The sequence below is a fragment of the Hylemonella gracilis genome, assembly GCF_004328645.1.
Taxonomy (GTDB): domain Bacteria; phylum Pseudomonadota; class Gammaproteobacteria; order Burkholderiales; family Burkholderiaceae_C; genus Hylemonella; species Hylemonella gracilis_B.
Genome location: NZ_CP031395.1, coordinates 2,048,239 through 2,069,377 on the forward strand (window position 1 = coordinate 2,048,239; position 21,139 = coordinate 2,069,377).

Here is a 21,139-nt window from a genome sequence, read left to right on the forward strand (position 1 = left end):
ACCATGAACCGATTGAACCGGCGATCCGCTCTCGCCCTGTTGGGCACCCCGATGGTCGCGGGCTTGGCGTCCCTGTCCTCGCCGCTGGCGTTGGCGCAAAACTTCCCCAGCAAAGCGCTGCGCATCATCGTGCCCTTCGGCGCGGGCGGTGTGGCCGATCTGACCGCGCGCATCGTCGCGCAGAAACTCAATGAACTGCTGGGCCAGCCCGTGGTGATCGAGAACAAGCCCGGTGCCGGTGGCGTGGGCGCGTCCGACCAAGTGGCCAAGTCCACGCCCGACGGCCACACGCTGCTGCTGATGTCCAACGCCACGGCGGTCAGCGCCACGTTGTTCAAGAGCCTGCCCTATGACTCGGTGAAGGACTTCACGCCGGTCAGCACCCTGGGCCTGTTCGACATCGGCGTGGTCGTCGCCAGCGACTCCAAGTACAAGACCCTGGGCGAACTGCTGGCCGATGCCAAGGCCAACCCGGGCAAGCTCAACATCGGCAGCATCAACATCGGCAGCACGCAGAACCTTTCGGCCGAGTTGTTCAAGTCCGTCGCCGGCATCGATGTGCAGATCGTTCCCTTCAACGGCACGCCCGCCGTGGTCAACGCGCTGCGCGGCAAACAGATCGACGCCGCGGTCGAAATCCTCGCGCCGGTGATGGGCCAGATCAAGGGCGGCGCGCTGCGCGCCCTGGCCGTGACGAGCGAGAAGCGTTCGGTCGCGCTGCCCGAGGTGCAGACGACCAAGGAAGCGGGCCTGCCTGCCTATCTCTCTTCGTCCTGGAACGCGCTGGCCGTACCCTCCGCCACGCCCAAGGCCGTGGTCGCACGCCTGCACAAGGACATCCAGACCGCGCTGGCCGACCCGGAAGTCGCCAGGAAACTGCGTGAACTCAACATCGAGCCGCGTGGCCAGACGCCCGAGCAGACAGCGGCGTTCCTCCAGTCCGAAATCAAGCGCTGGGGCGATGTGATCGTCAAGGCCAAGATCCCGCTGCAGTAAGCAAGCGCTTCCACTTGGTTTCGCGCGGTTCGCGTAACCTCAGGCAAGACAGCTGCCCATCCCGGCAGCTGTTTTTTTTTATGCCTGTCATCAAGACAATGCATCGTGACCTGCGGATCGGTGACCCCGTTGCCCTCAGAATACCCACGACCTCGGCGTCCGACGTGCAGTCTGCGCGCCGACCCACGTAACGTGACAAGGAAAAAACATGAGTTGGTTTGCACGGTTGACGGTACGTCAAAAGTTGACGGCCGGTTTTGGCGCGATTCTTCTGATCCTGGTTTTTCTGACCTTCACAGGCTTGCGCGAGGTGGGGATCATCGAGCAGGCCTTGATGGAGAACTCCGGGAAAAACTCCATGATCCAGCGCTATGCGATCAACTTCCGCGGCAGCGCGCACGACCGCGCGATCGCCATACGTGACGTGGCCGCGTCCCTGAGCGACGTGGAATTGAGGCGCGAGGTCGGTGAAATCGAACGCCTCGCGGCCTTTTATGCGAAATCGGCGGTGCCCCTTGATCAGTTGTTGGCGCAGGACCGGTCCATCCATCCGGACGTACCGCGCCTGCTGGCCGCCATCAAGGCGACGGAGGCCCAGGTGCTGCCCTTGATCGACAAGGTGATTCAGCTGCGCGGCGAGGGCCGGCGTGAAGAGGCGCAGCAGATTGTCTGGCGCGAATTGAAGCCGCTGTTCGTCGAATGGCTGGCTCGCATCAATGCCCTGATCGACTTCGAGGAGAACTTGATCCAGCGGCGTCTCACCGAAGCCCAGGGCACCGCGACCGGGTTCTCGACCCTGATGATCGCCTGGACGGTTGTGGCGGTGCTGCTGGGCGCGGCCGCCGCTACGCTGATCGCCCGCGCGGTGACGCGTGCCCTGGGCGCCGAACCCTGGCAGGTCAAGGCGGTGGCGGACGACATCCGCTCCGGCAACCTGGCTGCCGAAATCGACACCCATGGCGCGGCAGAGGACAGCGTGATGGCGGCCATGAAATCGATGCGGGATGGCCTGCTGAAAGTGGTCTCGGGCGTACGGACCTCCGCACAGCAGGTGGCGGTTTCCGCTGTCGAGATCGAGCGGGGTAACCAGGATCTGTCCGCGCGCACCGAAAACCAGGCCAGCGCCCTGGAACAGACTGCGGCCTCCATGGAAGAGTTGGGCTCCACCGTGCGGCAGAACGCCGACAGCGCGCAGCAGGCCAACCAATTGGCCCAGAGTGCCAGCGCGGTGGCGATGCAGGGGGGTGAGGTGATGATCCAGGTGGTCGAAACCATGAAGGACATCAACACCAGCGCGCGCAAGATCGCCGACATCATCAGCGTGATCGACGGCATCGCCTTCCAGACCAACATCCTGGCGCTCAACGCCGCGGTGGAAGCCGCGCGTGCGGGCGAACAGGGCCGAGGTTTTGCCGTCGTCGCGGGTGAAGTGCGCAGCCTGGCCGGACGCAGCGCGGACGCGGCCCGCGAGATCAAGGCACTGATTTCAGCGAGCGTCCAGCGGGTGGAGCAGGGCGGCACGCTGGTGGACCGGGCCGGCGCGACCATGGACGAAGTGGTGGCCAGCATCCGCCGCGTGACCGACCTCATGGGCGAGATCAGCACCGCCAGCGCCGAGCAAAGCGCGGGCGTCCTGGAGGTGGGCGAAGCCATCAGCGGCATGGACCAGACCACGCAACAGAACGCAGCGCTGGTCGAGCAGATGACCTCCGCGGCGGTGGATCTCAAGCACCAGTCGCAGGGGCTGGTGCAGGCCGTCGCGGTGTTCCGGCTCGCGGATTCGGTGCCCGTCGCTCCCGCCTTGGGGCGGTCCGCGCGGCCGGGCTTGCTCAGCTTGGCTTGATGTTGGCGGCCAGGACCACCGGCTTCCAGCGCGCGAGCTCGGCACGGATGTGTTCACCGAACTTTTCCGGTGTGGTCGGGGCGGCGATGGCGCCTTCGGTTTGCAGGCGCGCCTTCAGCTCCGGCGCGTTGAGCGCCTGGTTGATGTGGGTGTTGAGCTTGCGCACGATGTCCGCCGGCACGCCGGTGGGCACGACGATGCCATACCACTGGTCCGCCTCGAAGCCGGGGTAGCCACTCTCGGCCACCGTGGGCACATCGGGCAGCACATCGAGCCGTCGCGTGCTGGAGACGGCGATGGCGCGCAGCTGCCCGGTCTTGAAGAAGGGCAGCAATGCGGGCGCGCCCGTGAAGATGACCTGCGTCTGACCCGCCACCAGATCCTGCACGGCGGGCGCGGTGCCTTTGTAGGGCACATGGATCAGGTCGGTCTTGGTCTGCAGCTTCAGGTACTCCGTCGTCAGATGGGCCGCGCTGCCATTGCCGCCCGAGCCGTAGTTCAGCTTACCGGGGTTTGCCTGCGCATAGGCGACCAGATCCTTCAGCGTCTTGGCGGGCACCGAGGGATGCACCGCCAGCACGTTGACGACGTTGGCCACCCAGGCCACGGGTGTGAAGTCCTTGATCGGGTCGTAAGGCAGTTTGGGATAGATGTGCGGGTTGACCGCCAGCGTGCCGATGTGTCCCATGAACAGGGTGTAGCCATCGGGTGTCGCGTGGGCGGCCTTGTCCGCGCCGACCGAGCCGCCCGCGCCGCCGATGTTTTCGATCACCACCGATTGGCCCATGGACTTCGTGAGCTCCTGGCCGATCGCGCGACCGAGGATGTCCGCGCTGCCACCGGGCGTGAAGGGCACGATGAGGCGGATCGGTCTGCTGGGGTAGCTGGCCGCGCCTTGCGCCCGCGCGCTGCTGGCGCCGGTCAGCGCCAGGGCTCCCAGCATGGTCAGTGTCGCATCGCGGCGATTCGGATGGGTCATGTCGTCTGTCTCCGGTGTTGTGGTTTTTGCCTGCGGCTCGCGACCGCAGGCACATGAGGTGCCGCAGTGTAGTGGAGCTCGGGCCAAGATCCGGCGAGGCGCGTGACAGGCGTCCCGGCGGACCGCTGCGAAGTCAGCCCGCCGGCGTCCCGGTCGTGCGCGTGCGCCTGCGCGCCAGCAGCAGCAAGGCCAGGGCGGCCGAGGCCAGCATCAGCAGCAGACTGACCGCGTTGAGCACCGGCGTGGCGCCTTCGCGCATGCGGCCGTACATCAGCACGGTCAGCGGCGCGTCCGAACCCACCAGCATCAATGTGGTGTTGAAGTTCTCGAAGGACATCAGAAAGGCCATGGCCGCCGCGCCCGCCATGCTGGGCCGCAGCCAGGGCAGGGTGATGGTGCGCAGCACGGTGAAACGGCTGGCGCCCAGGTCCAGCGCGGCCTCTTCCAGGGAGCGGTCGAAGCGGCGCAGGCGCGCGGCGATGGTCAGCGTGGCGATGGTGGCGATGTAGCAGAACTGCCCCAGGATGACCAGGGGCAGGCCGGGGCGCAGGAAGTCCAATTCCAGGCCCCAGGTCTCGTCGGCGAAATTGGCCAGGCGACTGGCGAAGGCCAGGATGGAGATGCCCAGGATGACGCCGGGGATGACCAGTGGCGCCATGCTCAACAGTGCCAGCGCGCGTTTGCCCGGGAAGTCGAAGCGTTCCAGCAGGAAGGCGTTGCAGGTGCCCACCACCACCGACAGCAGCGTGACCCACAACGCCACCCAGGCGCTGACGACGATGCTGCCCAGCAACTCGGCATCATGCAGCAGGCCGGTGCGCCCGCCGTTCTCACCGGTGGCCAGGAACCAGTCCAGCGTGAAGCCCTGCCAGGGCGGCGTGGGGTAGTCCGCGTTGTTAAAGGCGAAGACCGCCACCACGGTCAGCGGCAGGAAGAGGAAGACGAAGAAGCCGAGCACGAACAGGCCCAGGCCGTGGCGCTGGCTGGCGGAACGGGGCAGGCTGGGAATCATGGTGTGCTCTTCGCGCGCGCGTTCACGACGTTGACCGGTCCTTGCTTCACGTCGACTGCATCACGGCGCCCAGCCGCTGCTGCGTCAGTCTCAGGCCGGCCCACACCAGCAGGCTGGACAGCACCAGCAGCAGGAAGCCGAAGGCCGCGCCCTGGTTCCAGTTGAAGCGGGTGATGAACTGGGTGTAGATCTGCTCGGTGAACCAGAGCGAGTTCTTGCCGCCCAGCAGCGTGGGCGTCAGGTAATTGCCCAGGCAGAGCATGAAGACCACGATGGAGCCCGAGGCCATGCCTGGCGCCGCGTGCGGGATCACGATGCGCCAGAGGATGCTGGCATGGCTGCCGCCCAGATCGTAGGCGGCCTCGATCAGGCTGTTGTCCAGGCTTTCCAGGCTGTTGACCAGCGGGATCACCATGAAGAGCAGCGAGGCGTAGACCAGGCCCACCAGGATGGTGGCGTCGTGATAGAGCAGTTCCACCGGCTGCGCGGCCAGGCCCGTGGACTGCAGCAGGCTGGAGACCACGCCGGTCTCGCGCAGCAGGATCAGCCAGCCCAGGGTGCGCACCATTTCGCTGACCCAGAAGGGCAGCAGGCACAGCACCAGCAGCGCCATCTTGGCGCGGCCTTGCGCGACCTTGGCGATGTGCCAGGCCACGGGAAAGGCCAGCAGCAGGGTCATACCCGTGGCCAGCAGCGAGATCACGGCGGTGCGCACATAGGTGCGCCAATAGAGCGGCTCGTCGACGAAGGTGCGGTACGGGTCCAGACTGAAGGCATATTCGCCCGGCCCCACGCGCGCCTGCAGCGATAGCAGCAGCAGGTCGACATGGGGCAGCACGACCAAGGCACCCAGCCACAGCAGCGCGGGTGCCAGCAGCAAGGCAAGCATCCAGCGGCGGTGAGAAGGCGGTTCCATGGGGCCGGGGTGGGTGATGGCTTGCCGAGGCCGGCTCAGGCCGAAAAGCACCAGGCCTGCTCGGGCCGGTAGCTGAACAGCACGGCATCGCCGGGGCGCAGGTCGGCCAGGCGGCCGGTGAGCGGCAGGGCGATGTTCAGGAGCTGGCCGCTGTCGTCCTCGCGCACCTGCACCGTGGAGTTGCCACCGTCGAACAGCAGGCTTTGCACTCGGGCGTGCCAGCGTGGTTCTTCCGCAGCCTGCGCCAGTTCGCTGGCGGCGCGGCCGATCTCCATGGCCTCGGGGCGCACGAAGAGCTGTGCCGCGTCCCCCGTGCGCAAGCCTCGGGCATTGCCGGCCCGGCGTGCCCGCAGCGCGAGGCCGCTGGCGGTGCGCAAGGTGATCAGTTCGCCCTCGACCTGATCCACGCGGCCTTCCACGCGGTTGTTGTGACCAACAAACCCCGCGACGAAGGCGCTGGCCGGTTCGTAATACAGCTGCTGCGGGCGGCCGACCTGCTCGAAGCGGCCCTGGTTCATCACCGCCACCTGGTCGGACATCACAAGCGCCTCGGACTGGTCGTGCGTGATGTAGACGAAGGTCGTGCCGACCTCGGCCTGCAATTGCTTGAGCTCCACCTTCATGTGCTCGCGCAGCTTCATGTCGAGCGCGCCCAGCGGCTCGTCGAGCAGCAGCAGCGCTGGTTCGAGCACCAACGCGCGAGCGATGGCCACGCGCTGCTTCTGCCCACCGGAGAGTTGTTCAATGCGCTTGTCATCGATGCCGGGCAGGCCCACGCGCTTCAGCATGTCACGCACCTTGTCCCGTGCCACCGCGCGCTTGACCTTGCGCGCGCCGCCGCGCTGCGTCAGACCGTAGGCGATGTTCTCGCCCACGCTCATCATCGGGAACAGCGCGAGGTGCTGGAACACCATGTTCACCGGGCGCCGGTTGGGCGGCACGCCCAGCATGGACGCGCCCTTGATGCGGATGTCACCCGCGTCAGGCGTGATGAACCCCGCGACCATGCGCAGCAGCGTGGTCTTGCCGCAGCCCGAGGGGCCGAGGATGGAGAAGAAAGAGCCGCGTTGGACCGACAGGCTCAGGTCTTCGACCGCCGTGTAAGCGCCGTAACGCTTGGCGACGGCGCGCAGGTCGAGGTCGGGTTCGTCGCCGTTCACCACGCGCCTGCGTCGGGAGACATCGACATGCGGGATCGTTTCATCAGGGCAGGCCCTTACTGCGCGGCCTTGACGCGATCCAGGATACGGCCTTCGATGTCCTCGACGCCAGCGGGAACGGCCGGGTACCACTTGATGTTCTTCAACGCGGCTTCGGGGAAGCTGTCGGCGAACTGCTTCTTCAGCGTCTCGTTCATCAATTGATCCGCGCCCTTGCTGGCGGTGAAGTTGCCGGCCGCGCTCGCGACCTTGGCCGCGATCTCGGGGCGCAGGTTGAAGTTGATCCAGGCGTAGGCGGCGGCGTCGTTGCGGCCCTTGGCCGGGATGGCATAGGTGTCAACCCAGCCCAAGGCGCCGGACTTGGGCGCGATGAACTTGATCTCTGGCTGGGTCTTGTTCAGCGCCCAGCCGCCCGTGTCCCACATCATGGCCGTGGTGAGCTCACCCGAGCGCAGGCCGGCCAGCAATTGATCCTTGCCGTCCCAGTAGAACTTGACGTTCTTCTTGCAGTTGATCAGGGTCTGGCCGACCTCGGTCATCAGCGCCGCGTAGGCCTTGGCGTCGTTGTAGAGCGCGAAGGGGTTCTTGCCGCTGGCGAAGGCGAAGGCGATCAGGGTGGGGCGCTTCAGGCGCATGCTGACCTTGCCGGCGTTCTCGGGGGCGCAGAGGTCGGGGTAGTCGCTGGCCTTGGACAGCTTGGTGTTGACCACCAGGCCGTCCGTGCCCCAGATGTGGGGCAGGCCGTAGACCTTACCGTCCACGCGGGTGTTGGCCTGGGTGGCTTCCAGCATGGAGGGAATGAACAGCTCGCGCTTGATCTTGGACAGGTCCAGCGGCTTGTAGATGCGGAACTCCGTCTGTGGCCCCGCGATGCGGTCCTGGCTGGGCTGGGCCAGGTCAAAGCCCGCGCCCCCCGTGGCGCGCAACTTGGAAATCATCTCTTCGTTGTTGGAGAGGGTGATCTCGACCTTGATGCCGGTCTCCTTGGTGAACTGCTCCACCACGTCCTTGGGGGCATAGTCGGCCCAGGTCAGCAGACGCAGGGTCTTGTTCTGGGCCTGGGCCAGGCCGGTGGCAAGGGCCAGGGCGGCCAGGGTGATGCAGGTCAAGGTGCGCTTCATGGGGACTCGCTTTCTCGCGAAAAAATCAAGAATGCCGTGAACGTGGACAGGCCGTGGCGGTGGTCGCTTCCCCCGCAGGTGGCAGGCGTCACGTCACGTTACCACAGCATTTTTGATGCCTGGTGACAGACCGTCACCACCACGGCGTTCGTCTCGCCGACGCCCGCGCCCGTGCAGGCATCAGATGCCTCCCCTGGCGCCGCTCAGCCCAGGGCCTGCGCGAAGACCCGGCCCAGCGCGGCGATGCCTTGTTCAATCTGCGCGGGTGGCACGGTCACGAAGCTCAGGCGCAGGGTGTTGGCGTGGCGCGCGTCCGGCGCCGCGAAGAAGGGCGCTCCGGGCACATAGGCCACGCCGGCCTCGACAGCGCGGTCCAGCAAGGCCGTTGCGTCCAGGGCAGCCGGCAGTTCGACCCAGAAGAACATGCCGCCCGCAGGTGCCTGCCAGCGACAGCCCAGGCCCTGGAAGTGGCGCAGCAGCGCGGCCTGCATGGCGTCGCGCTGAGCCTTGTAGCGTGCCCGAATGGTCGGTACATGCTTGGTCAGGAATCCGTCCTTGATGACCTCGTGCACCACCCGCTGGTTGAAACCCGGCGTGTGCAGGTCAGCCGCCTGCTTGGCCTGCAGCAGCTTGGGGTAGAGCGTTTTTGGGGCGACCACATAGCCCAGGCGCAGGCCTGGTGCGAGCACCTTGGAGAAGGAACCCAGATAGATGGCGCCGCCGTTGTCGCCGATGCCCAGCAAGGCGCTCAGCGGCGGCGGCGGCGGTGCATCGAACCACAGATCGCCGTAAGGGTTGTCTTCCACGATGGGCAGGCCGATGGCGGCGGCCTTCTCGGCAAGTTGCGTGCGGCGCTGAGCCGAGAGGCAACGCCCGCTCGGGTTCTGGAAGTTGGGCAGCAGGTACATGAAGCGCGCGCCGCGCGCGGCCTCCAGCGCCTCGGGCAGAGGGCCTTCGTCGTCACCCTCGATGGCGGTGAAGTCGCACTCGAAGGGCGCGAAGGCCTGCAGCGCGCCCAGGTAGGTGGGTGACTCGACCGCGACATGGCTGCCGGGGTCCACCAGTACTTTGCCGACCAGGTCCAGCCCTTGCTGCGAGCCAGTGGTGATGAGCACCTGCGCGGCGTCGACCGCCACACCCTGCGTGGCCAGTTCGGCGGCCACCCACTCGCGCAGTGGGCCGTAGCCTTCGCTGGCCGCGTATTGCAGCGCTTCGCGTGGGGAGTCGCGCAGCACGCGTGCCGTGGCCTCGGCCATGGCGGCGACGGGAAAGGTTTCGGCGGCGGGCAGGCCACCCGCCAGCGAGATGATGCCGGGGCGTTCGGTGACCTTGAGGATTTCGCGGATGGTCGAGGGATTCAGTCGTGCGGCGCGGCGGGCCAGGGTCCAGGGCATCAGGTTCTCCGGGAGCGGTGGGTAGGGGTCAGCGGTGCCTGAGGCAGGCGGGCTGACGGGTTATGGATGTTCGTGCAAGTGGTACCCGCTGTTCGGCGGGTCGATGTGCCATGGGGGGCGGGCGTTCAGAACGTGGCCTCGACACTGCGGCGCAGGGCCGGCGTGATTTCGGGCAGCAACCCAAACCAGTGCTGGAAAGCGGCGCGTGCCTGATGCAGCAGCATGCCCAGGCCGTTGACAGTCACATGGCTGCCTCCGGGGCGCAGTCTTGCGGCGGCCAGCAGTGGAGTTTCCAGCGGGGTGTAGATGACGTCGCAGACCAGGGCCTTGTGCGGCAGGGCATCGAGACGAAGGTCCAGCGCGTCCTGTCCCGTCATGCCCAGGCTGGTGGTGTTGACCAACTGCGCGCAACCCTCGAGCGCGGCGTCGCGCTGGTCCCAGGGCAGGGTGAGCCAGCGCGTGCCAGGATAGTGCGCGCTGAATTCGGCCACCAGGGCCTCTGCCTTGTCCCGGCTGCGGTTGCAGACACGGATCTCGGGGGCACCTTGTTCCCCCAGCACCGCCAGCACGGCGCGCGCTGCGCCGCCCGCGCCCAGAACGGTCACGGGGCCCGCGTGCGGGCCCGCATCGGCGCGCCAGGCCGGCTGGGCCTCACGCAGGCTCTGGGTGTAGCCTTCGGCGTCGGTGTTGTAGCCGACCAGTTGGCCGTCTTGCACGACCAGGGTGTTGACCGCGCCGATGCGCGCAGCCAGCGGGTCCACGCGGTCCAGCAGCGCGAGCGCGGCCACCTTGTGCGGGATCGTGAGGTTGCAGCCCGCGAAACCCAATGCCTTGAGGCCGCGCAGCGCGTCGGGCAGTTGCGTGGGTTGCACGGGCAGCATGACGTAGTTGCCCTGCAGGCCGTGTTCGCGAATCCAGTGGCCGTGGATGACCGGGGAGCGGGAGTGGCGCACGGGCCAGCCCATGATGCCGGCGAGCGTGTAGTGAGTTTCCATGTTCATCAGGGTGCGACGGGGGAAGTAGGTCGGCGTTTTGCTTCGGCGTCAGGTCCGTGGGGCAGGGCGGTCGTGAAGACTTCGGCGGTGATCTGCTGGATCAGTTCAATCATGGCCTGCTGTGTCAAGGTGGTGGTGCGGCCCGCCGCCGTGGCGATCACGAGGCGGCTGAGCAGGGGGTTGGCACGCCCGACGTCGTCCGGGCGGCCCAGGCCGATGGGACGTGCGCGGTAGGCTTCGGGGTGGGTGGCGCTGATCAGGGCGTGGCGTGGCAGCACGGCGTAGCCCAAACCGTCGGCCACCAGGTCAAGGATCGCGGCCACACCGTCGATTTCCAGCGCGACGGTCGGCTTGCAGCCGATGTTGCCCATTTCAGCCTCCACCAGCATGCGCAGTGCATTGGGGCGGCTGGGGATCACCAGGGGCAGGGTGCTGACTTCCTGCAGGCTGATGGACTCGCCCAGAAGTTCCAGCTTGCCGCTCCGGGACCGGGCGCCGCTCGGTCCGATCAGCAGCAGCATGTCATCCAGCAGCGGCAGCGACTCGAACTCCGGGCTCGGCGGTGGGTTGTAAAGCAGGGCCAGGTCGAGACGTCCGGTCAGCAGGCCTTCCTGCATGGAGATGGTCAGCCCTTCGCTGATGGACAGCGCCGCGGCGGGCAGGCGCTTTCGGAAAGCGCGTGTGAGCGGCACGGTGAGCAGGCGCGCGATGGAAGGCGGCAGGCCCAGGGCGACACGACCGGCCAGCGCGCCATGCACGCGGCCCAGGTCCTCGCGCGCGCGGTCCACCTGGTGCAGGATGCCGCGTCCATGGTCGAGCAACAGCTTGCCCGCTTCGGTGAGGGTGACGCCACGCCCATTGCGCAGCAGCAGGTTCTGGCGCAGTTCAACTTCCAGTTGGCGTACCTGACGGCTCAGGGCAGGCTGGGCCGTGCCCAGCACGCTCGAGGCACGCGTGAAGCTACCGAGCTCAGCCACGCGCACGAAGTATTCAAGCTGCTTCAGATCCATGTTGGAATGAATTTTACGGATAACGGGCGAGTGATTATGCCGAACTGCGATACCTGCTAGTAAGTGCTTTGCCTAGCCCGGGGCGGGGGCAAGGCGACAATCCGCAAGATGATTTCGTGGGCACACCGATTCAGCCTCCCCTGCACGCACCGTTGCGGTGCTTTGAGACCATGACGACAGAGATTCTGGGCATTTCCTCGATGGCGACGCGCCTGCTGCTGGCCGAACTGGCCGGTGCTTACGAGCGGGTGGCCGACGCGCGCGTGCGCATTGAGTCGGTGGGTGGCGTGGATGCCGCCAAGCGCGTGGCCGCGGGCGAGGCTTTCGACGTGGTCTTCCTGGCTGCCGACGCCATCGACAAGCTGATCGCCGCCGGTCATGCCCTCGCGGGCAGCCGGGTGGATCTGGTGCATTCCGGCGTGGCCGTGGCCGTGCAGGCCGGCGCCGCCCGGCCCGATGTGTCCAGCGAGGAGGCCGTGCGCGCGGCTGTGCTGGCCGCCAAGAGCATCAGCTATTCCACCGGCCCGAGTGGCGTGGCGCTGGCCAGGCTGTTCGAGCGCTGGGGCATCGCCGAGCAGATTCAGGGCCGCATCGTCACCCCGCCGCCTGGCATCCCGGTCGGCAGTCTGGTGGCCAAGGGCCCCGACAACGGTGGCGTGGCGCTGGGCTTCCAGCAACTGAGCGAACTGATCCATGTGGAGGGCATCCACATCGTCGGTCCCTTGCCCGAGGCCATCCAGATCAACACCACCTTCAGCGGCGCGGTCTGCGCCACCAGCCGGCAGCCCGATGCCGTGCGTGCCCTGCTGCGCTACATGGCCGCGCCCGAGGCTGCCGAGGCCAAGCGCCGGCAGGGCATGGTTGCGGCCTGAGCCGACGGCTGCCACCCCTGCCGAGCATTCACGCGAACGACATGAACAAGCACAACGGAGAACCTATGAAGCAACCTCTCATCATCGATTGCCACGGCCACTTCACCACCGCGCCCAAGGCCCTGGAGAACTGGCGCAACCAGCAGATCGCCAGCATCAAGGACCCGTCCCTCGCGCCCAAGGTCGCGGACCTGAAGATCAGCGACGACGAGCTGCGCGAGGCCATCGAGACCAACCAGTTGAAGCTGATGAAGGAACGCGGCAGCGACCTGACCATCTTCAGCCCGCGCGCCAGCTTCATGGCCCACCACATCGGTGACTTCCAGGTCAGCAGCACCTGGGCCGCCATCTGCAACGAGCTGGTCTACCGTGTCACGCAGCTCTTCCCGGAGCACTTCATCGGCGCGGCGATGCTGCCGCAGTCGCCCGGCGTGGACCCCAAGACCTGCATCCCCGAGCTGGAAAAGTGCGTCAAGCAATACGGCCAGGTGGGCATCAACCTCAACCCCGATCCTTCCGGTGGCCATTGGAACAGCCCGCCGCTGACCGACAGGCACTGGTACCCCATCTACGAGAAGATGGTGGAGTACGACATCCCGGCCATGATCCATGTCAGCACCAGCTGCAACGCCTGCTTCCACACCACGGGCGCGCACTACATCAACGCCGACACCACGGCCATCATGCAGCTGATCCAGGGTGACCTGTTCAAGGACTTCCCCACGCTGCGCTTCGTCATTCCGCATGGCGGCGGCGCCGCGCCCTACCATTGGGGCCGTTACCGCGGCTTGGCGCAGGAGATGAAGAAGCCCCTGCTGCAGGACCACCTGCTCAAGAACATCTTCTTCGACACCTGCGTCTACCACCAGCCCGGCATCGACCTGCTGACCAAGGTGATTCCCGTGGACAACATCCTGTTCGCCAGCGAGATGATCGGCGCGGTGCGTGGCATCGATCCCGAGACGGGCCACTACTACGACGACACCAAGCGCTACGTGCAGGCCACGCCCAACCTGAGCGAGGAGCAGCGTTTCAAAGTCTATGAAGGCAATACCCGTCGCGTGTTCCCGCGGCTGGACGCGGCGCTGAAGCGCCAGGGCCGCTGATCGCGACAACGGATTCAAAGACATACCAGGAGCACACCCCATGAGCGTCAACGCACCGCTGGGCATCGTCAAGCGCAACATCACGCGCGCCGATGCCGCCGCCACCGACCGGCTGGCCCAGTTCGGCACCGCCACTGTCCACGAAGCCCAGGGCCGCATCGGCCTGATGCAGACGTACATGCGTCCCATCTATCCGGGTGCCAAGATTTCGGGCACGGCCGTCACCGTGCTGCTGCACCCGGGTGACAACTGGATGCTGCATGTCGTGGCCGAGCAGATCAAGCCGGGCGACATCGTGGTTGCGGCCCTGTCCTCGCCCAACACCGACGGCTTCTTCGGTGATCTGCTGGCCACCAGCTTCAAGGCACGCGGCGCACGCGGCCTGATCATCGACGGCGGCTGCCGCGACATCGCAGAACTCAAGTCCATGGATTTCCCGGTCTGGAGCCGAGCCATCAGCGCCAAGGGCACCATCAAGGCCACTCTGGGTTCGGTGAACATCCCGGTGGTCTGCGCCGGCATGATCGTCAACCCGGGCGACGCCATCGTGGCCGATGACGATGGCGTGGTCGTCGTCAATGCCGCCGACGTGCCCAAGGTGGCCGAGGCCGCCGCCGCGCGCGAGTCCTTCGAGGGCGAGAAGCGCGCCAAGCTGGCCTCCGGCGTGCTGGGCCTGGACATGTACAAATTCCGCGAGCCGCTGGAAAAGCTGGGCCTCAAGTACATCGACTGACGCAGAGGCCACGACACCGTCCACCGCATGCCAGGCCGTTCCACCATGTCCCTCGCATCCCCTCTGTCCACGGCGTCGCCGTCAGGGGGCAAGTGCGCACGCGCAGTGCGCGGGCTGGCCTGGGCGGGCGCCTTGCTGCTGACAGCCTGCGCGCTGCCACCGTCCCTGGTGTCGCCCCCGGAGCCCCCCGAGCAGCTGACCGCCGCCGCGCCTGCGGCCCGCGCCGTGCTGGCCCCGACGGGCGTGTTGCGCGTGGGGGTGTACGCGGGCAGCCCGCTGTCGCTGCTGGAGCAACCCGGCGATCCCTCGCGCAATGCCGGTCTCGCGCATGACCTGGGCCGCGTGATGGCGCACTGGCTGGGCGTGCCGTTTGAACTGGTGCGATTCGACCGCCTACCCGACCTGATGCTCGCCATGGGCCAGGGCGAGGTGGACTTCACCGTCACCTGGACCAGTGACCTCTACGGTGGCGACGTGAACTACAGCCTGCCCCTGCTGGACCTGGAGCAGGGTTACCTCGCCGGACCGGACACGCGCCTGCGTGCCGCGCCTGACCTCAACACCCTGGCCTCGCGCCAGGGAGGCGTGAAGATCGGCGTGTTGCGCGGCACGGGCGCCCAGGCGCCGTTGGCGCGCCGCCATCCGCAGATCGAGATTGTCCAGCTCGGGAGCTACACCGAAGCCTCGACCCGGCTTGCGGCGCGGCAGATCGAGGCCTTCGCGGCGAGCAAGAGCGTGCTCTATCCCATGGCCGAGCGCCTGGGCGATGGCGCGCGCGTGCTCGACGGCCGTTGGGGGCTGGAAACCGTGGCCATCGCCATCCCGAAGGGGCGCCAGGCCGGCATGTCCTACCTGAGCCGTTTCGTGCTCAGCGTGCGGCGCGAGGGGTATCTGCAGGCGGCCGTGCGGCGCGCCGACCTGCGCGGCACCGTGGAACCTGCCATCCGCTGAGGTCGGTGGCCGACGTCGCGACATCCATCACAAACCAAGGAAGAACAAGACCATGAGTGGAAAACCGACCACAGGACCTTTCGAGAAGACCAGCGGCTGGCTGGACTGGTACAGCGGCCCGAGCAAGCCGCGTTATCAATTGCCCCCGGGCGCGGTGGACGCGCACTGCCACGTCTTCGGCCCCGGTGAGCAGTTTCCCTACGCGCCCGAGCGCAAGTACACGCCCTGCGACGCCAGCAAGGCGCAGCTCTTCGCCCTGCGCGACCACCTGGGCTTCACGCGCAACGTGATCGTGCAGGCCACCTGCCACGGCGCCGACAACAGCGCCCTGGTGGACGCCTGCCTGGCCTCGAACGGCATGGCCCGTGGCGTGGCCACGGTGCGGCGTAGCGTGACGGACGAGGAACTGCAAAGGCTGCATGCCGCCGGCGTGCGTGGCGTGCGCTTCAACTTCGTCAAGCGTCTGGTGGACTTCACGCCCAAGGACGAGCTGATGGAGATCGCCGGGCGCATCGCCAAGCTGGGCTGGCACGTGGTGATCTATTTCGAGGCGGTGGATTTGCCCGAGCTGTGGGACTTTTTCACCACACTGCCCACCACCGTGGTGGTGGATCACATGGGTCGCCCCGACGTGAGCAAGCCCGTGGACGGCCCCGAATTCGCGCTGTTCCTGAAGTTCATGCGCGAGCACAAGAACGTCTGGAGCAAGGTGAGCTGCCCCGAGCGCCTCACCGTCACCGGCCCCAAGGCGCTCAACGGCGAGAAGGACCTGGAGACCGGCGCCTACAAGGACGTGGTGCCTTTCGCCCGCCGCATCGTCGAGGAATTCCCCGACCGCGTGCTCTGGGGTACCGACTGGCCGCACCCGAATCTGAAGGACCACATGCCGGACGACGGCCTGCTGGTGGACTTTATTCCCCAGATCGCGCGCACCGCGGAACTGCAGCGCAAGCTGCTGGTGGACAACCCCATGCGCCTGTACTGGGCGGATTGAGGCACATCAACACAAGCGCCCGGTGGTTGACCTATCCTCGGGCGATACAGGAGAAACACCATGTCACTTGATAAACCGTATCTGGACGTGCCGGGCACGACCATCTTCGACGCCGAACAGTCGCGCAAGGGCTACTGGCTCAACCAGTTCTGCATGTCGCTGATGAAGGCCGAGAACCGCGCGCGCTTCCTCGCCGACCAGCGCAAGTACCTCGACGAGTGGCCGATGACGGAAGAGCAGAAGCTGGCGGTGCTCGCGGCCGACCTGAACCGCGCGATCGCGCTCGGCGGCAACATCTATTTCCTCGCCAAGCTGGGTGCCACGCACGGCAAGAGCTTCCAGCAGATGGCCGGCAGCATGACCGGCATGACCGAGGAGGAGTACCGCGACATGATGATCAAGGGTGGCCGCTCCATCGAGGGCAACCGCTACGTGGGCGAGAACGGTAGCGCGCAACCCCAGAACCAGCCGCAAGGGCATGGCACCGGGCGGCTGCTCTAAGCCGCCCGCTTCAGTTTTTCGCAAATTGCTCTGAGCCCCCGGCACAGGAGAAACCAACATGGCAAAAATCACCGCTTCCGTCTACACCTCCCACGTGCCCGCCATCGGTGCGGCCATGGACCTGGGCAAGACCCAGGAGCCCTATTGGCAGCCGCTGTTCGCGGGCTACGACTACTCCAAGCAATGGATGAAGGACAACACGCCCGACGTCGTGTTCCTGGTCTACAACGACCACGCCACGGCCTTCAGCCTGGAGATGATCCCGACCTTCGCGATTGGCACCGCCGCGCAGTACCAGCCGGCCGACGAAGGCTGGGGCGCGCGCCCCGTGCCCGTGGTCCAGGGCCATCCGGAGCTGGCCTCGCACATCGCCCAGTCCGTGATCCAGCAGGACTTCGACCTCACCATCGTCAACAAGATGGACGTGGACCACGGCCTGACCGTGCCCCTGTCCCTCATGTGCGGCGCCAAGGACCCGAAGACCGACAAGTGGCCTTTCAAGGTCATTCCCTTCGCGGTCAATGTGGTGCAGTACCCCGTGCCCTCGGGCCGCCGCTGCTTCCAGCTCGGCCAGGCCATCCGCAAGGCCGTCGAGTCCTTCGACGAAGACCTGAACGTGCAGATCTGGGGCACGGGTGGCATGACCCACCAGTTGCAGGGCCCGCGCGCGGGTCTGATCAACAAGGATTGGGACAACGCCTGGCTGGACACGCTGATCGATGACCCGGCCGCCACCGCCCAGGTGCCGCACATCGATTACGTGCGCGAGGCCGGCAGCGAGGGCATCGAACTCGTGATGTGGCTGATCGCGCGCGGCGCCATGGCCGACGTGCACGGCGGCCCCAAGCCCAAGGTCAAGCACCGCTTCTACCATGTGCCCGCCTCCAACACGGCAGTCGGCCACATGATTCTTGAAAACAGCTAAAGGACCTATTCATGACCATCAAAGTTGCTCTGGCCGGTGCCGGCGCTTTCGGCATCAAGCATCTGGACGGCATCAAGAACATCAAGGACGTGGAAGTCGTCTCGCTGATCAGCCGTGACCTGGAGAAGACCAAGGAAGTCGCCGACAAGTACGGCATCCGGCACGTCACCACCAAGCTGGAAGACAGCCTGGCATTGAAGGAAGTAGACGCCGTCATCCTGTGCACGCCCACGCAGATGCACGCCGCCCAGACCAAGGCCTGCCTCGAAGCCGGCAAGCATGTGCAGGTGGAAATCCCGCTGTGCGACGTGCTCAAGGAAGGCGAGGAAGTCGTCGCCCTGCAGAAGAAGAAGGGCCTGGTGGCCATGTGCGGCCACACGCGCCGCTTCAACCCCAGCCACCAGTACGTGCACAAGAAGATCAAGGCCGGCGAGTTCAACATCCAGCAGATGGACGTGCAGACCTATTTCTTCCGCCGCACCAATATGAACGCGCTGGGTCAGGCGCGCAGCTGGACCGACCACCTGCTGTGGCACCATGCCGCGCACACGGTCGATCTGTTTGCCTACCAGGCCGGCAGCCCCATCGTGAAGGCCAACGCCGTGCAAGGCCCCATCCATCCGACGCTGGGCATCGCCATGGACATGAGCATCCAGCTCAAGGCTGCCAATGGTGCGATCTGCACCTTGAGCCTGTCCTTCAACAACGATGGCCCCTTGGGCACGTTCTTCCGCTACATCGGCGACACGGCCACCTACCTGGCGCGTTACGACGACCTGTTCAACGGCAAGGACGAGAAGATTGACGTCAGCAAGGTAGACGTGTCGATGAACGGCATCGAGCTGCAGGACCGAGAATTCTTCTCCGCCATCCGCGAAGGCCGCGAGCCCAATGGCAGCGTGGCCCAGGTGCTGCCCTGCTACCAGGTGTTGCACCAGTTGGAGCAGCAACTCCAGGCGTGAAGTGAACCGGCGGCTTGCGCCGCCGGTCCATCAGTTCACTCAGGCCAGCGCCGGATAGTCCGTGTAGCCCTTCGCGCCCGGCGTGTAGAAGGTGTTGGCGTCCGGCGCGTTGAGCGCCGCACCGCGCTGGTAGCGCGCCACCAGATCCGGATTCGAGATGAAGGGGCGGCCATAGCCGACCAGGTCGCCCACGCCGTCCTTGAGCGCCTGCTCGCCGCTGGCCGCGTCGAAGCCTCCGGCGGCGATGAAGGTGCCGTCAAAGGCCGCCCGCAGCTTGGCCTTCAGATCCGCCGGCACCTGGGGCGCGCCCATCGCCGAATGGTCCAGCACGTGCAGGTAGGCCAGCTTGAGCGCCGAGAGTTCACGCACCAGCGCGAGGTACTGGGCGTCCTGTTCCGGGTAGTGGCCGGTGCCGTTGAACACACCGTAGGGTGACAGGCGGATGCCGACCTTGTCCGCGCCAATTGCGGCCACGCAGGCGCGCGCAATGTCCAGCGCGAAGCGGTTGCGTTTTTCGGCGCTGCCACCGTAGGCGTCGTTGCGCTGGTTGACGTTGGCGTTCAGGAACTGCTCGATCAGGTAACCGTTGGCACCGTGCAGTTCAATGCCATCGAAACCGGCCTCGACCGCGAGCTTGGCGGCGTTGACGTATTCACCGATGGCCCGCTCGATGTCGGCTTGCGTCATGGCGCGGGGCGCAGTGTGGGGCTGCATGCCCTTGGCGTCGGTGTAGATCTCGCCCGGCAGCAGCGCGTCGGTCGGGCCGATCACTTCGGCCCCGGCCGGCAGGTTGACCGCGGCGCTGACGCGGCCGGTGTGCATCAGCTGCACGAAGATCTTGCCGCCCTTGGCATGCACCGCACTGGTGACCTGTTTCCAGCCCGCCACCTGCGCGGCGTTGTAGAGGCCGGGAATGCGCGTGTAGCCCAGGCCATTGGGCGAGGGTGAAGTGCCCTCAGTGATGATCAAGCCGGCGCCGGCGCGTTGACCGTAGTACTCGGCCATCAGGGCGTTGGGCGTGTTGCCCTCGGCGCGGCTGCGGGTCATCGGCGACATGACCAGGCGGTTCTTGAGTTTGAGGGCTCGGCCGGAATAGGAGTCAAACAGCATGGGGCTCTTTCTAGAAGTTCTCGTTGGGTTGACGGATTTCCTCGGGCGGGAGGCCCAGCCGGAAACCGGGTACAGCTGAGGGCGGTTTCAGGGATTTCAAGCAGCGGCTCCTCAGCCCGCCGCCCGGTGGCGCTGGATGCGCGGCAGGTTGCCTTCCACCCAGTCGGCCAGTTCGCGCACATGCAGGCCGATCTCGTAGCCCATGGGCGTGAGTGTGTAGTCCACGCGCGGCGGCATCACGGGGTGCGCGTGGCGGCTGACGAAACCGTCCAATTCCAGGTCCTGTAGGGCCTGGGCCAGCATGCGTTCGCTCACGCCATCGATGCGGCGGCGCAGCTCGCTGAAGCGCAGTGTGCCCTCCAGCAAGGCCACCAGCACCAGGCTGCCCCAGCGGCCGGTCACGTGGTTGAGGATCTGCCGCGAGGGGCAGGCGGCGGCGAAGAGGTCGCCGCGCCGGGTCTTGGGGCGCGCCCTGGCCTCGGCGGCCAGGGGCTTGGCCCGGCTCGCGGGGCGCGAAGGGGTGACGGTGTCGCTGCTGCTCATCGGTCTTTCCTTCCTGGGGTTGCCGACGCGTCCGCGCGCCGTTCCATACTTACATTTTTGTGCGTACTTACTAAAAGTGCGCGTGATGCCTATTATCCAGGCCTTCCCCATCCACCACAAGGAGTTTGATCATGATCGCCATCACCGGTGCCACTGGCCAGCTGGGCCGCCTCGTCGTCGAAGGCCTGCTGGCCAGCCAGCCTGCCTCGTCCATCGTCGCCATCGTGCGTGACCCGGCCAAGGCCACCGCCTGGGCGGCGCGCGGCGTGCAGGTGCGCCAGGGCGACTACACCCAGCCGGCGGCGCTGGCCCAGGCCCTGCAAGGCGTGGACAAGTTGCTGCTGATTTCCTCCAGCGAGGTCGGCCAGCGTACGGCCCAGCACCGCAACGTGATTGACGCCGCCCGTCAGGCTGGCGTGAAGCTGGTGGCCTACACCAGCATCCTGCGTGCTGACAGCTCGCCGCTGGGCCTGGCGCGCGAGCACCGCGAGACCGAAGCGCTGCTGCGCGGCTCCGGCCTGTCGCATGTGTTGCTGCGCAATGGCTGGTACACCGAAAACTACACGGCCAGCGCTCCGGCCGCCGTGCAGCACGGCGCGGTGCTGGGCAGTGCCGGCACGGGCCGTTATTCCTTCGCCGCGCGGGCTGATTACGCCGCCGCCGCCGTGGCCGTGCTGACCCAGGAAGGGCAGGCCGGTCGTGTCTACGAACTGGCTGGCGACCAGGCCTACACCCTGGCCGACTACGCCGCCGAAATCGCGCGCCTGTCCGGCAAGCCCGTGGCCTACCAGAACCTGCCCGAAGCGGAGTACGCCAAGGCGCTGGTGCAGATCGGCCTGCCGGACTTCGTGGCGGCCATGCTGGCCGAATCCGATGTCGGTGCGTCCAAGGGCGCCTTGTTCGACGAGGGCCGCGCGCTCAGTCGCCTGATCGGTCGCCCGACCACGCCGGTGGCCGAGAGCATCAAGGCCGCTTTGAAGGGTTGAGCGGGCGTATCGGCCGGGCTGACGCGTTCA

At 66.6% G+C, this 21,139-nt stretch carries 21 protein-coding genes; 11 read left to right on the top strand and 10 right to left on the bottom strand.

The window, feature by feature from the left end:
- The first annotated feature begins 3 nt into the window (after positions 1–3).
- Positions 4–996: a Bug family tripartite tricarboxylate transporter substrate binding protein gene (locus tag DW355_RS09690; RefSeq protein ID WP_131279643.1), complete on the top strand. Its 993-nt coding sequence runs from the start codon at positions 4–6 to the stop codon at positions 994–996.
- Between the two features lie 208 nt (positions 997–1,204).
- On the top strand, positions 1,205–2,839 hold the full coding sequence (locus DW355_RS18375) for a methyl-accepting chemotaxis protein (protein WP_131279644.1): 1,635 nt from the start codon (positions 1,205–1,207) through the stop codon (positions 2,837–2,839).
- On the opposite strand, the gene DW355_RS09700 is transcribed toward DW355_RS18375, so the two are convergent.
- From DW355_RS09700 to DW355_RS09735, 8 genes are all read right to left on the bottom strand, one after another.
- Positions 2,826–3,818, bottom strand: coding sequence for a Bug family tripartite tricarboxylate transporter substrate binding protein (locus tag DW355_RS09700; protein WP_131279646.1), 993 nt, complete (start codon positions 3,816–3,818; stop codon positions 2,826–2,828). The two genes, DW355_RS18375 and DW355_RS09700, sit on opposite strands and share 14 nt — an antisense overlap.
- Positions 3,819–3,951: 133 nt before the next feature.
- Entirely contained in the window at positions 3,952–4,830 is an 879-nt protein-coding gene (locus DW355_RS09705) for an ABC transporter permease (RefSeq protein ID WP_131279648.1), read from the bottom strand.
- 46 nt (positions 4,831–4,876) lie between these two features.
- Positions 4,877–5,746, bottom strand: coding sequence for an ABC transporter permease (locus DW355_RS09710; RefSeq protein WP_131279650.1), 870 nt, complete (start codon positions 5,744–5,746; stop codon positions 4,877–4,879).
- Positions 5,747–5,781: 35 nt separating this feature from the next.
- The gene (locus tag DW355_RS09715) at positions 5,782–6,906 is read right to left on the bottom strand and encodes an ABC transporter ATP-binding protein (protein WP_347562729.1); all 1,125 of its coding nucleotides are present in this window, start codon (positions 6,904–6,906) and stop codon (positions 5,782–5,784) included.
- Positions 6,907–6,962: 56 nt separating this feature from the next.
- Complete coding sequence (locus DW355_RS09720; RefSeq protein ID WP_131279654.1) at positions 6,963–8,027, bottom strand: extracellular solute-binding protein; 1,065 nt, start codon at positions 8,025–8,027, stop codon at positions 6,963–6,965.
- A gap of 203 nt (positions 8,028–8,230) precedes the next feature.
- Positions 8,231–9,421: a PLP-dependent aminotransferase family protein gene (locus tag DW355_RS09725; RefSeq protein ID WP_131279656.1), complete on the bottom strand. Its 1,191-nt coding sequence runs from the start codon at positions 9,419–9,421 to the stop codon at positions 8,231–8,233.
- A 125-nt stretch (positions 9,422–9,546) separates the two neighbouring features.
- The gene (locus DW355_RS09730; RefSeq protein WP_165493167.1) at positions 9,547–10,422 is read right to left on the bottom strand and encodes a shikimate dehydrogenase; all 876 of its coding nucleotides are present in this window, start codon (positions 10,420–10,422) and stop codon (positions 9,547–9,549) included.
- Positions 10,422–11,426 carry a LysR substrate-binding domain-containing protein gene (locus DW355_RS09735; RefSeq protein ID WP_242671100.1) on the bottom strand — a complete coding sequence of 335 codons (1,005 nt, stop codon included), beginning with the start codon at positions 11,424–11,426 and terminating at the stop codon, positions 10,422–10,424. The genes DW355_RS09730 and DW355_RS09735 overlap by 1 nt, the downstream gene beginning before the upstream one ends.
- A 170-nt stretch (positions 11,427–11,596) precedes the next feature.
- Between DW355_RS09735 and DW355_RS09740 the strand changes: the two genes are divergently transcribed.
- The 8 genes from DW355_RS09740 (at position 11,597) to DW355_RS09775 (ending at position 18,470) form a co-directional block, all read left to right on the top strand.
- Positions 11,597–12,298 carry a substrate-binding domain-containing protein gene (locus DW355_RS09740; protein ID WP_207388005.1) on the top strand — a complete coding sequence of 234 codons (702 nt, stop codon included), beginning with the start codon at positions 11,597–11,599 and terminating at the stop codon, positions 12,296–12,298.
- A 65-nt stretch (positions 12,299–12,363) separates the two neighbouring features.
- Positions 12,364–13,404: an amidohydrolase family protein gene (locus DW355_RS09745; RefSeq protein ID WP_131279658.1), complete on the top strand. Its 1,041-nt coding sequence runs from the start codon at positions 12,364–12,366 to the stop codon at positions 13,402–13,404.
- 40 nt (positions 13,405–13,444) lie between these two features.
- Positions 13,445–14,137 (top strand): 4-carboxy-4-hydroxy-2-oxoadipate aldolase/oxaloacetate decarboxylase, encoded by a 693-nt coding sequence (ligK, locus tag DW355_RS09750; protein WP_131279660.1) that lies wholly within the window; start codon positions 13,445–13,447, stop codon positions 14,135–14,137.
- Positions 14,138–14,182: 45 nt separating this feature from the next.
- Positions 14,183–15,088 carry a transporter substrate-binding domain-containing protein gene (locus DW355_RS09755; RefSeq protein WP_165493168.1) on the top strand — a complete coding sequence of 302 codons (906 nt, stop codon included), beginning with the start codon at positions 14,183–14,185 and terminating at the stop codon, positions 15,086–15,088.
- Positions 15,089–15,140: 52 nt separating this feature from the next.
- Positions 15,141–16,082, top strand: a complete 942-nt coding sequence (locus DW355_RS09760; RefSeq protein ID WP_131279664.1) for an amidohydrolase family protein — start codon at positions 15,141–15,143, stop codon at positions 16,080–16,082.
- A gap of 60 nt (positions 16,083–16,142) precedes the next feature.
- Positions 16,143–16,583 (top strand): protocatechuate 4,5-dioxygenase subunit alpha, encoded by a 441-nt coding sequence (gene ligA, locus DW355_RS09765; RefSeq protein WP_131279666.1) that lies wholly within the window; start codon positions 16,143–16,145, stop codon positions 16,581–16,583.
- A gap of 58 nt (positions 16,584–16,641) precedes the next feature.
- Positions 16,642–17,508: a class III extradiol dioxygenase subunit beta gene (locus DW355_RS09770; RefSeq protein ID WP_131279668.1), complete on the top strand. Its 867-nt coding sequence runs from the start codon at positions 16,642–16,644 to the stop codon at positions 17,506–17,508.
- An 11-nt stretch (positions 17,509–17,519) separates the two neighbouring features.
- The gene (locus tag DW355_RS09775) at positions 17,520–18,470 is read left to right on the top strand and encodes a Gfo/Idh/MocA family oxidoreductase (RefSeq protein WP_131279670.1); all 951 of its coding nucleotides are present in this window, start codon (positions 17,520–17,522) and stop codon (positions 18,468–18,470) included.
- A 39-nt stretch (positions 18,471–18,509) separates the two neighbouring features.
- On the opposite strand, the gene DW355_RS09780 is transcribed toward DW355_RS09775, so the two are convergent.
- Positions 18,510–19,580 (bottom strand): alkene reductase, encoded by a 1,071-nt coding sequence (locus DW355_RS09780; RefSeq protein ID WP_131279673.1) that lies wholly within the window; start codon positions 19,578–19,580, stop codon positions 18,510–18,512.
- Between the two features lie 111 nt (positions 19,581–19,691).
- Positions 19,692–20,123 (bottom strand): winged helix-turn-helix transcriptional regulator, encoded by a 432-nt coding sequence (locus DW355_RS09785; protein ID WP_131279675.1) that lies wholly within the window; start codon positions 20,121–20,123, stop codon positions 19,692–19,694.
- Positions 20,124–20,254: 131 nt separating this feature from the next.
- On the opposite strand from DW355_RS09785, the gene DW355_RS09790 reads away from it, so the two are divergent.
- A complete protein-coding gene (locus DW355_RS09790) occupies positions 20,255–21,109 on the top strand; it encodes an SDR family oxidoreductase (protein ID WP_131279677.1) in 855 nt (284 codons plus the stop codon).
- Positions 21,110–21,139: the final 30 nt, after the last annotated feature.

Excerpts from the sequence above, each read along its gene's own strand:
- DW355_RS09690 (WP_131279643.1), top strand. The coding sequence starts at position 4 with ATGAACCGATTGAACCGGCGATCCGCTCTCGCCCTGTTGGGCACCCCG.
- DW355_RS18375 (WP_131279644.1), top strand. The coding sequence starts at position 1,205 with ATGAGTTGGTTTGCACGGTTGACGGTACGTCAAAAGTTGACGGCCGGT.
- DW355_RS09700 (WP_131279646.1), bottom strand. The coding sequence starts at position 3,818 with ATGACCCATCCGAATCGCCGCGATGCGACACTGACCATGCTGGGAGCC.
- DW355_RS09705 (WP_131279648.1), bottom strand. The coding sequence starts at position 4,830 with ATGATTCCCAGCCTGCCCCGTTCCGCCAGCCAGCGCCACGGCCTGGGC.
- DW355_RS09710 (WP_131279650.1), bottom strand. The coding sequence starts at position 5,746 with ATGGAACCGCCTTCTCACCGCCGCTGGATGCTTGCCTTGCTGCTGGCA.
- DW355_RS09720 (WP_131279654.1), bottom strand. The coding sequence starts at position 8,027 with ATGAAGCGCACCTTGACCTGCATCACCCTGGCCGCCCTGGCCCTTGCC.
- DW355_RS09725 (WP_131279656.1), bottom strand. The coding sequence starts at position 9,421 with ATGCCCTGGACCCTGGCCCGCCGCGCCGCACGACTGAATCCCTCGACC.
- DW355_RS09730 (WP_165493167.1), bottom strand. The coding sequence starts at position 10,422 with ATGAACATGGAAACTCACTACACGCTCGCCGGCATCATGGGCTGGCCC.
- DW355_RS09735 (WP_242671100.1), bottom strand. The coding sequence starts at position 11,426 with ATGGATCTGAAGCAGCTTGAATACTTCGTGCGCGTGGCTGAGCTCGGT.
- DW355_RS09740 (WP_207388005.1), top strand. The coding sequence starts at position 11,597 with ATGACGACAGAGATTCTGGGCATTTCCTCGATGGCGACGCGCCTGCTG.
- DW355_RS09745 (WP_131279658.1), top strand. The coding sequence starts at position 12,364 with ATGAAGCAACCTCTCATCATCGATTGCCACGGCCACTTCACCACCGCG.
- ligK (WP_131279660.1), top strand. The coding sequence starts at position 13,445 with ATGAGCGTCAACGCACCGCTGGGCATCGTCAAGCGCAACATCACGCGC.
- DW355_RS09755 (WP_165493168.1), top strand. The coding sequence starts at position 14,183 with ATGTCCCTCGCATCCCCTCTGTCCACGGCGTCGCCGTCAGGGGGCAAG.
- DW355_RS09760 (WP_131279664.1), top strand. The coding sequence starts at position 15,141 with ATGAGTGGAAAACCGACCACAGGACCTTTCGAGAAGACCAGCGGCTGG.
- ligA (WP_131279666.1), top strand. The coding sequence starts at position 16,143 with ATGTCACTTGATAAACCGTATCTGGACGTGCCGGGCACGACCATCTTC.
- DW355_RS09770 (WP_131279668.1), top strand. The coding sequence starts at position 16,642 with ATGGCAAAAATCACCGCTTCCGTCTACACCTCCCACGTGCCCGCCATC.
- DW355_RS09775 (WP_131279670.1), top strand. The coding sequence starts at position 17,520 with ATGACCATCAAAGTTGCTCTGGCCGGTGCCGGCGCTTTCGGCATCAAG.
- DW355_RS09780 (WP_131279673.1), bottom strand. The coding sequence starts at position 19,580 with ATGCTGTTTGACTCCTATTCCGGCCGAGCCCTCAAACTCAAGAACCGC.
- DW355_RS09785 (WP_131279675.1), bottom strand. The coding sequence starts at position 20,123 with ATGAGCAGCAGCGACACCGTCACCCCTTCGCGCCCCGCGAGCCGGGCC.
- DW355_RS09790 (WP_131279677.1), top strand. The coding sequence starts at position 20,255 with ATGATCGCCATCACCGGTGCCACTGGCCAGCTGGGCCGCCTCGTCGTC.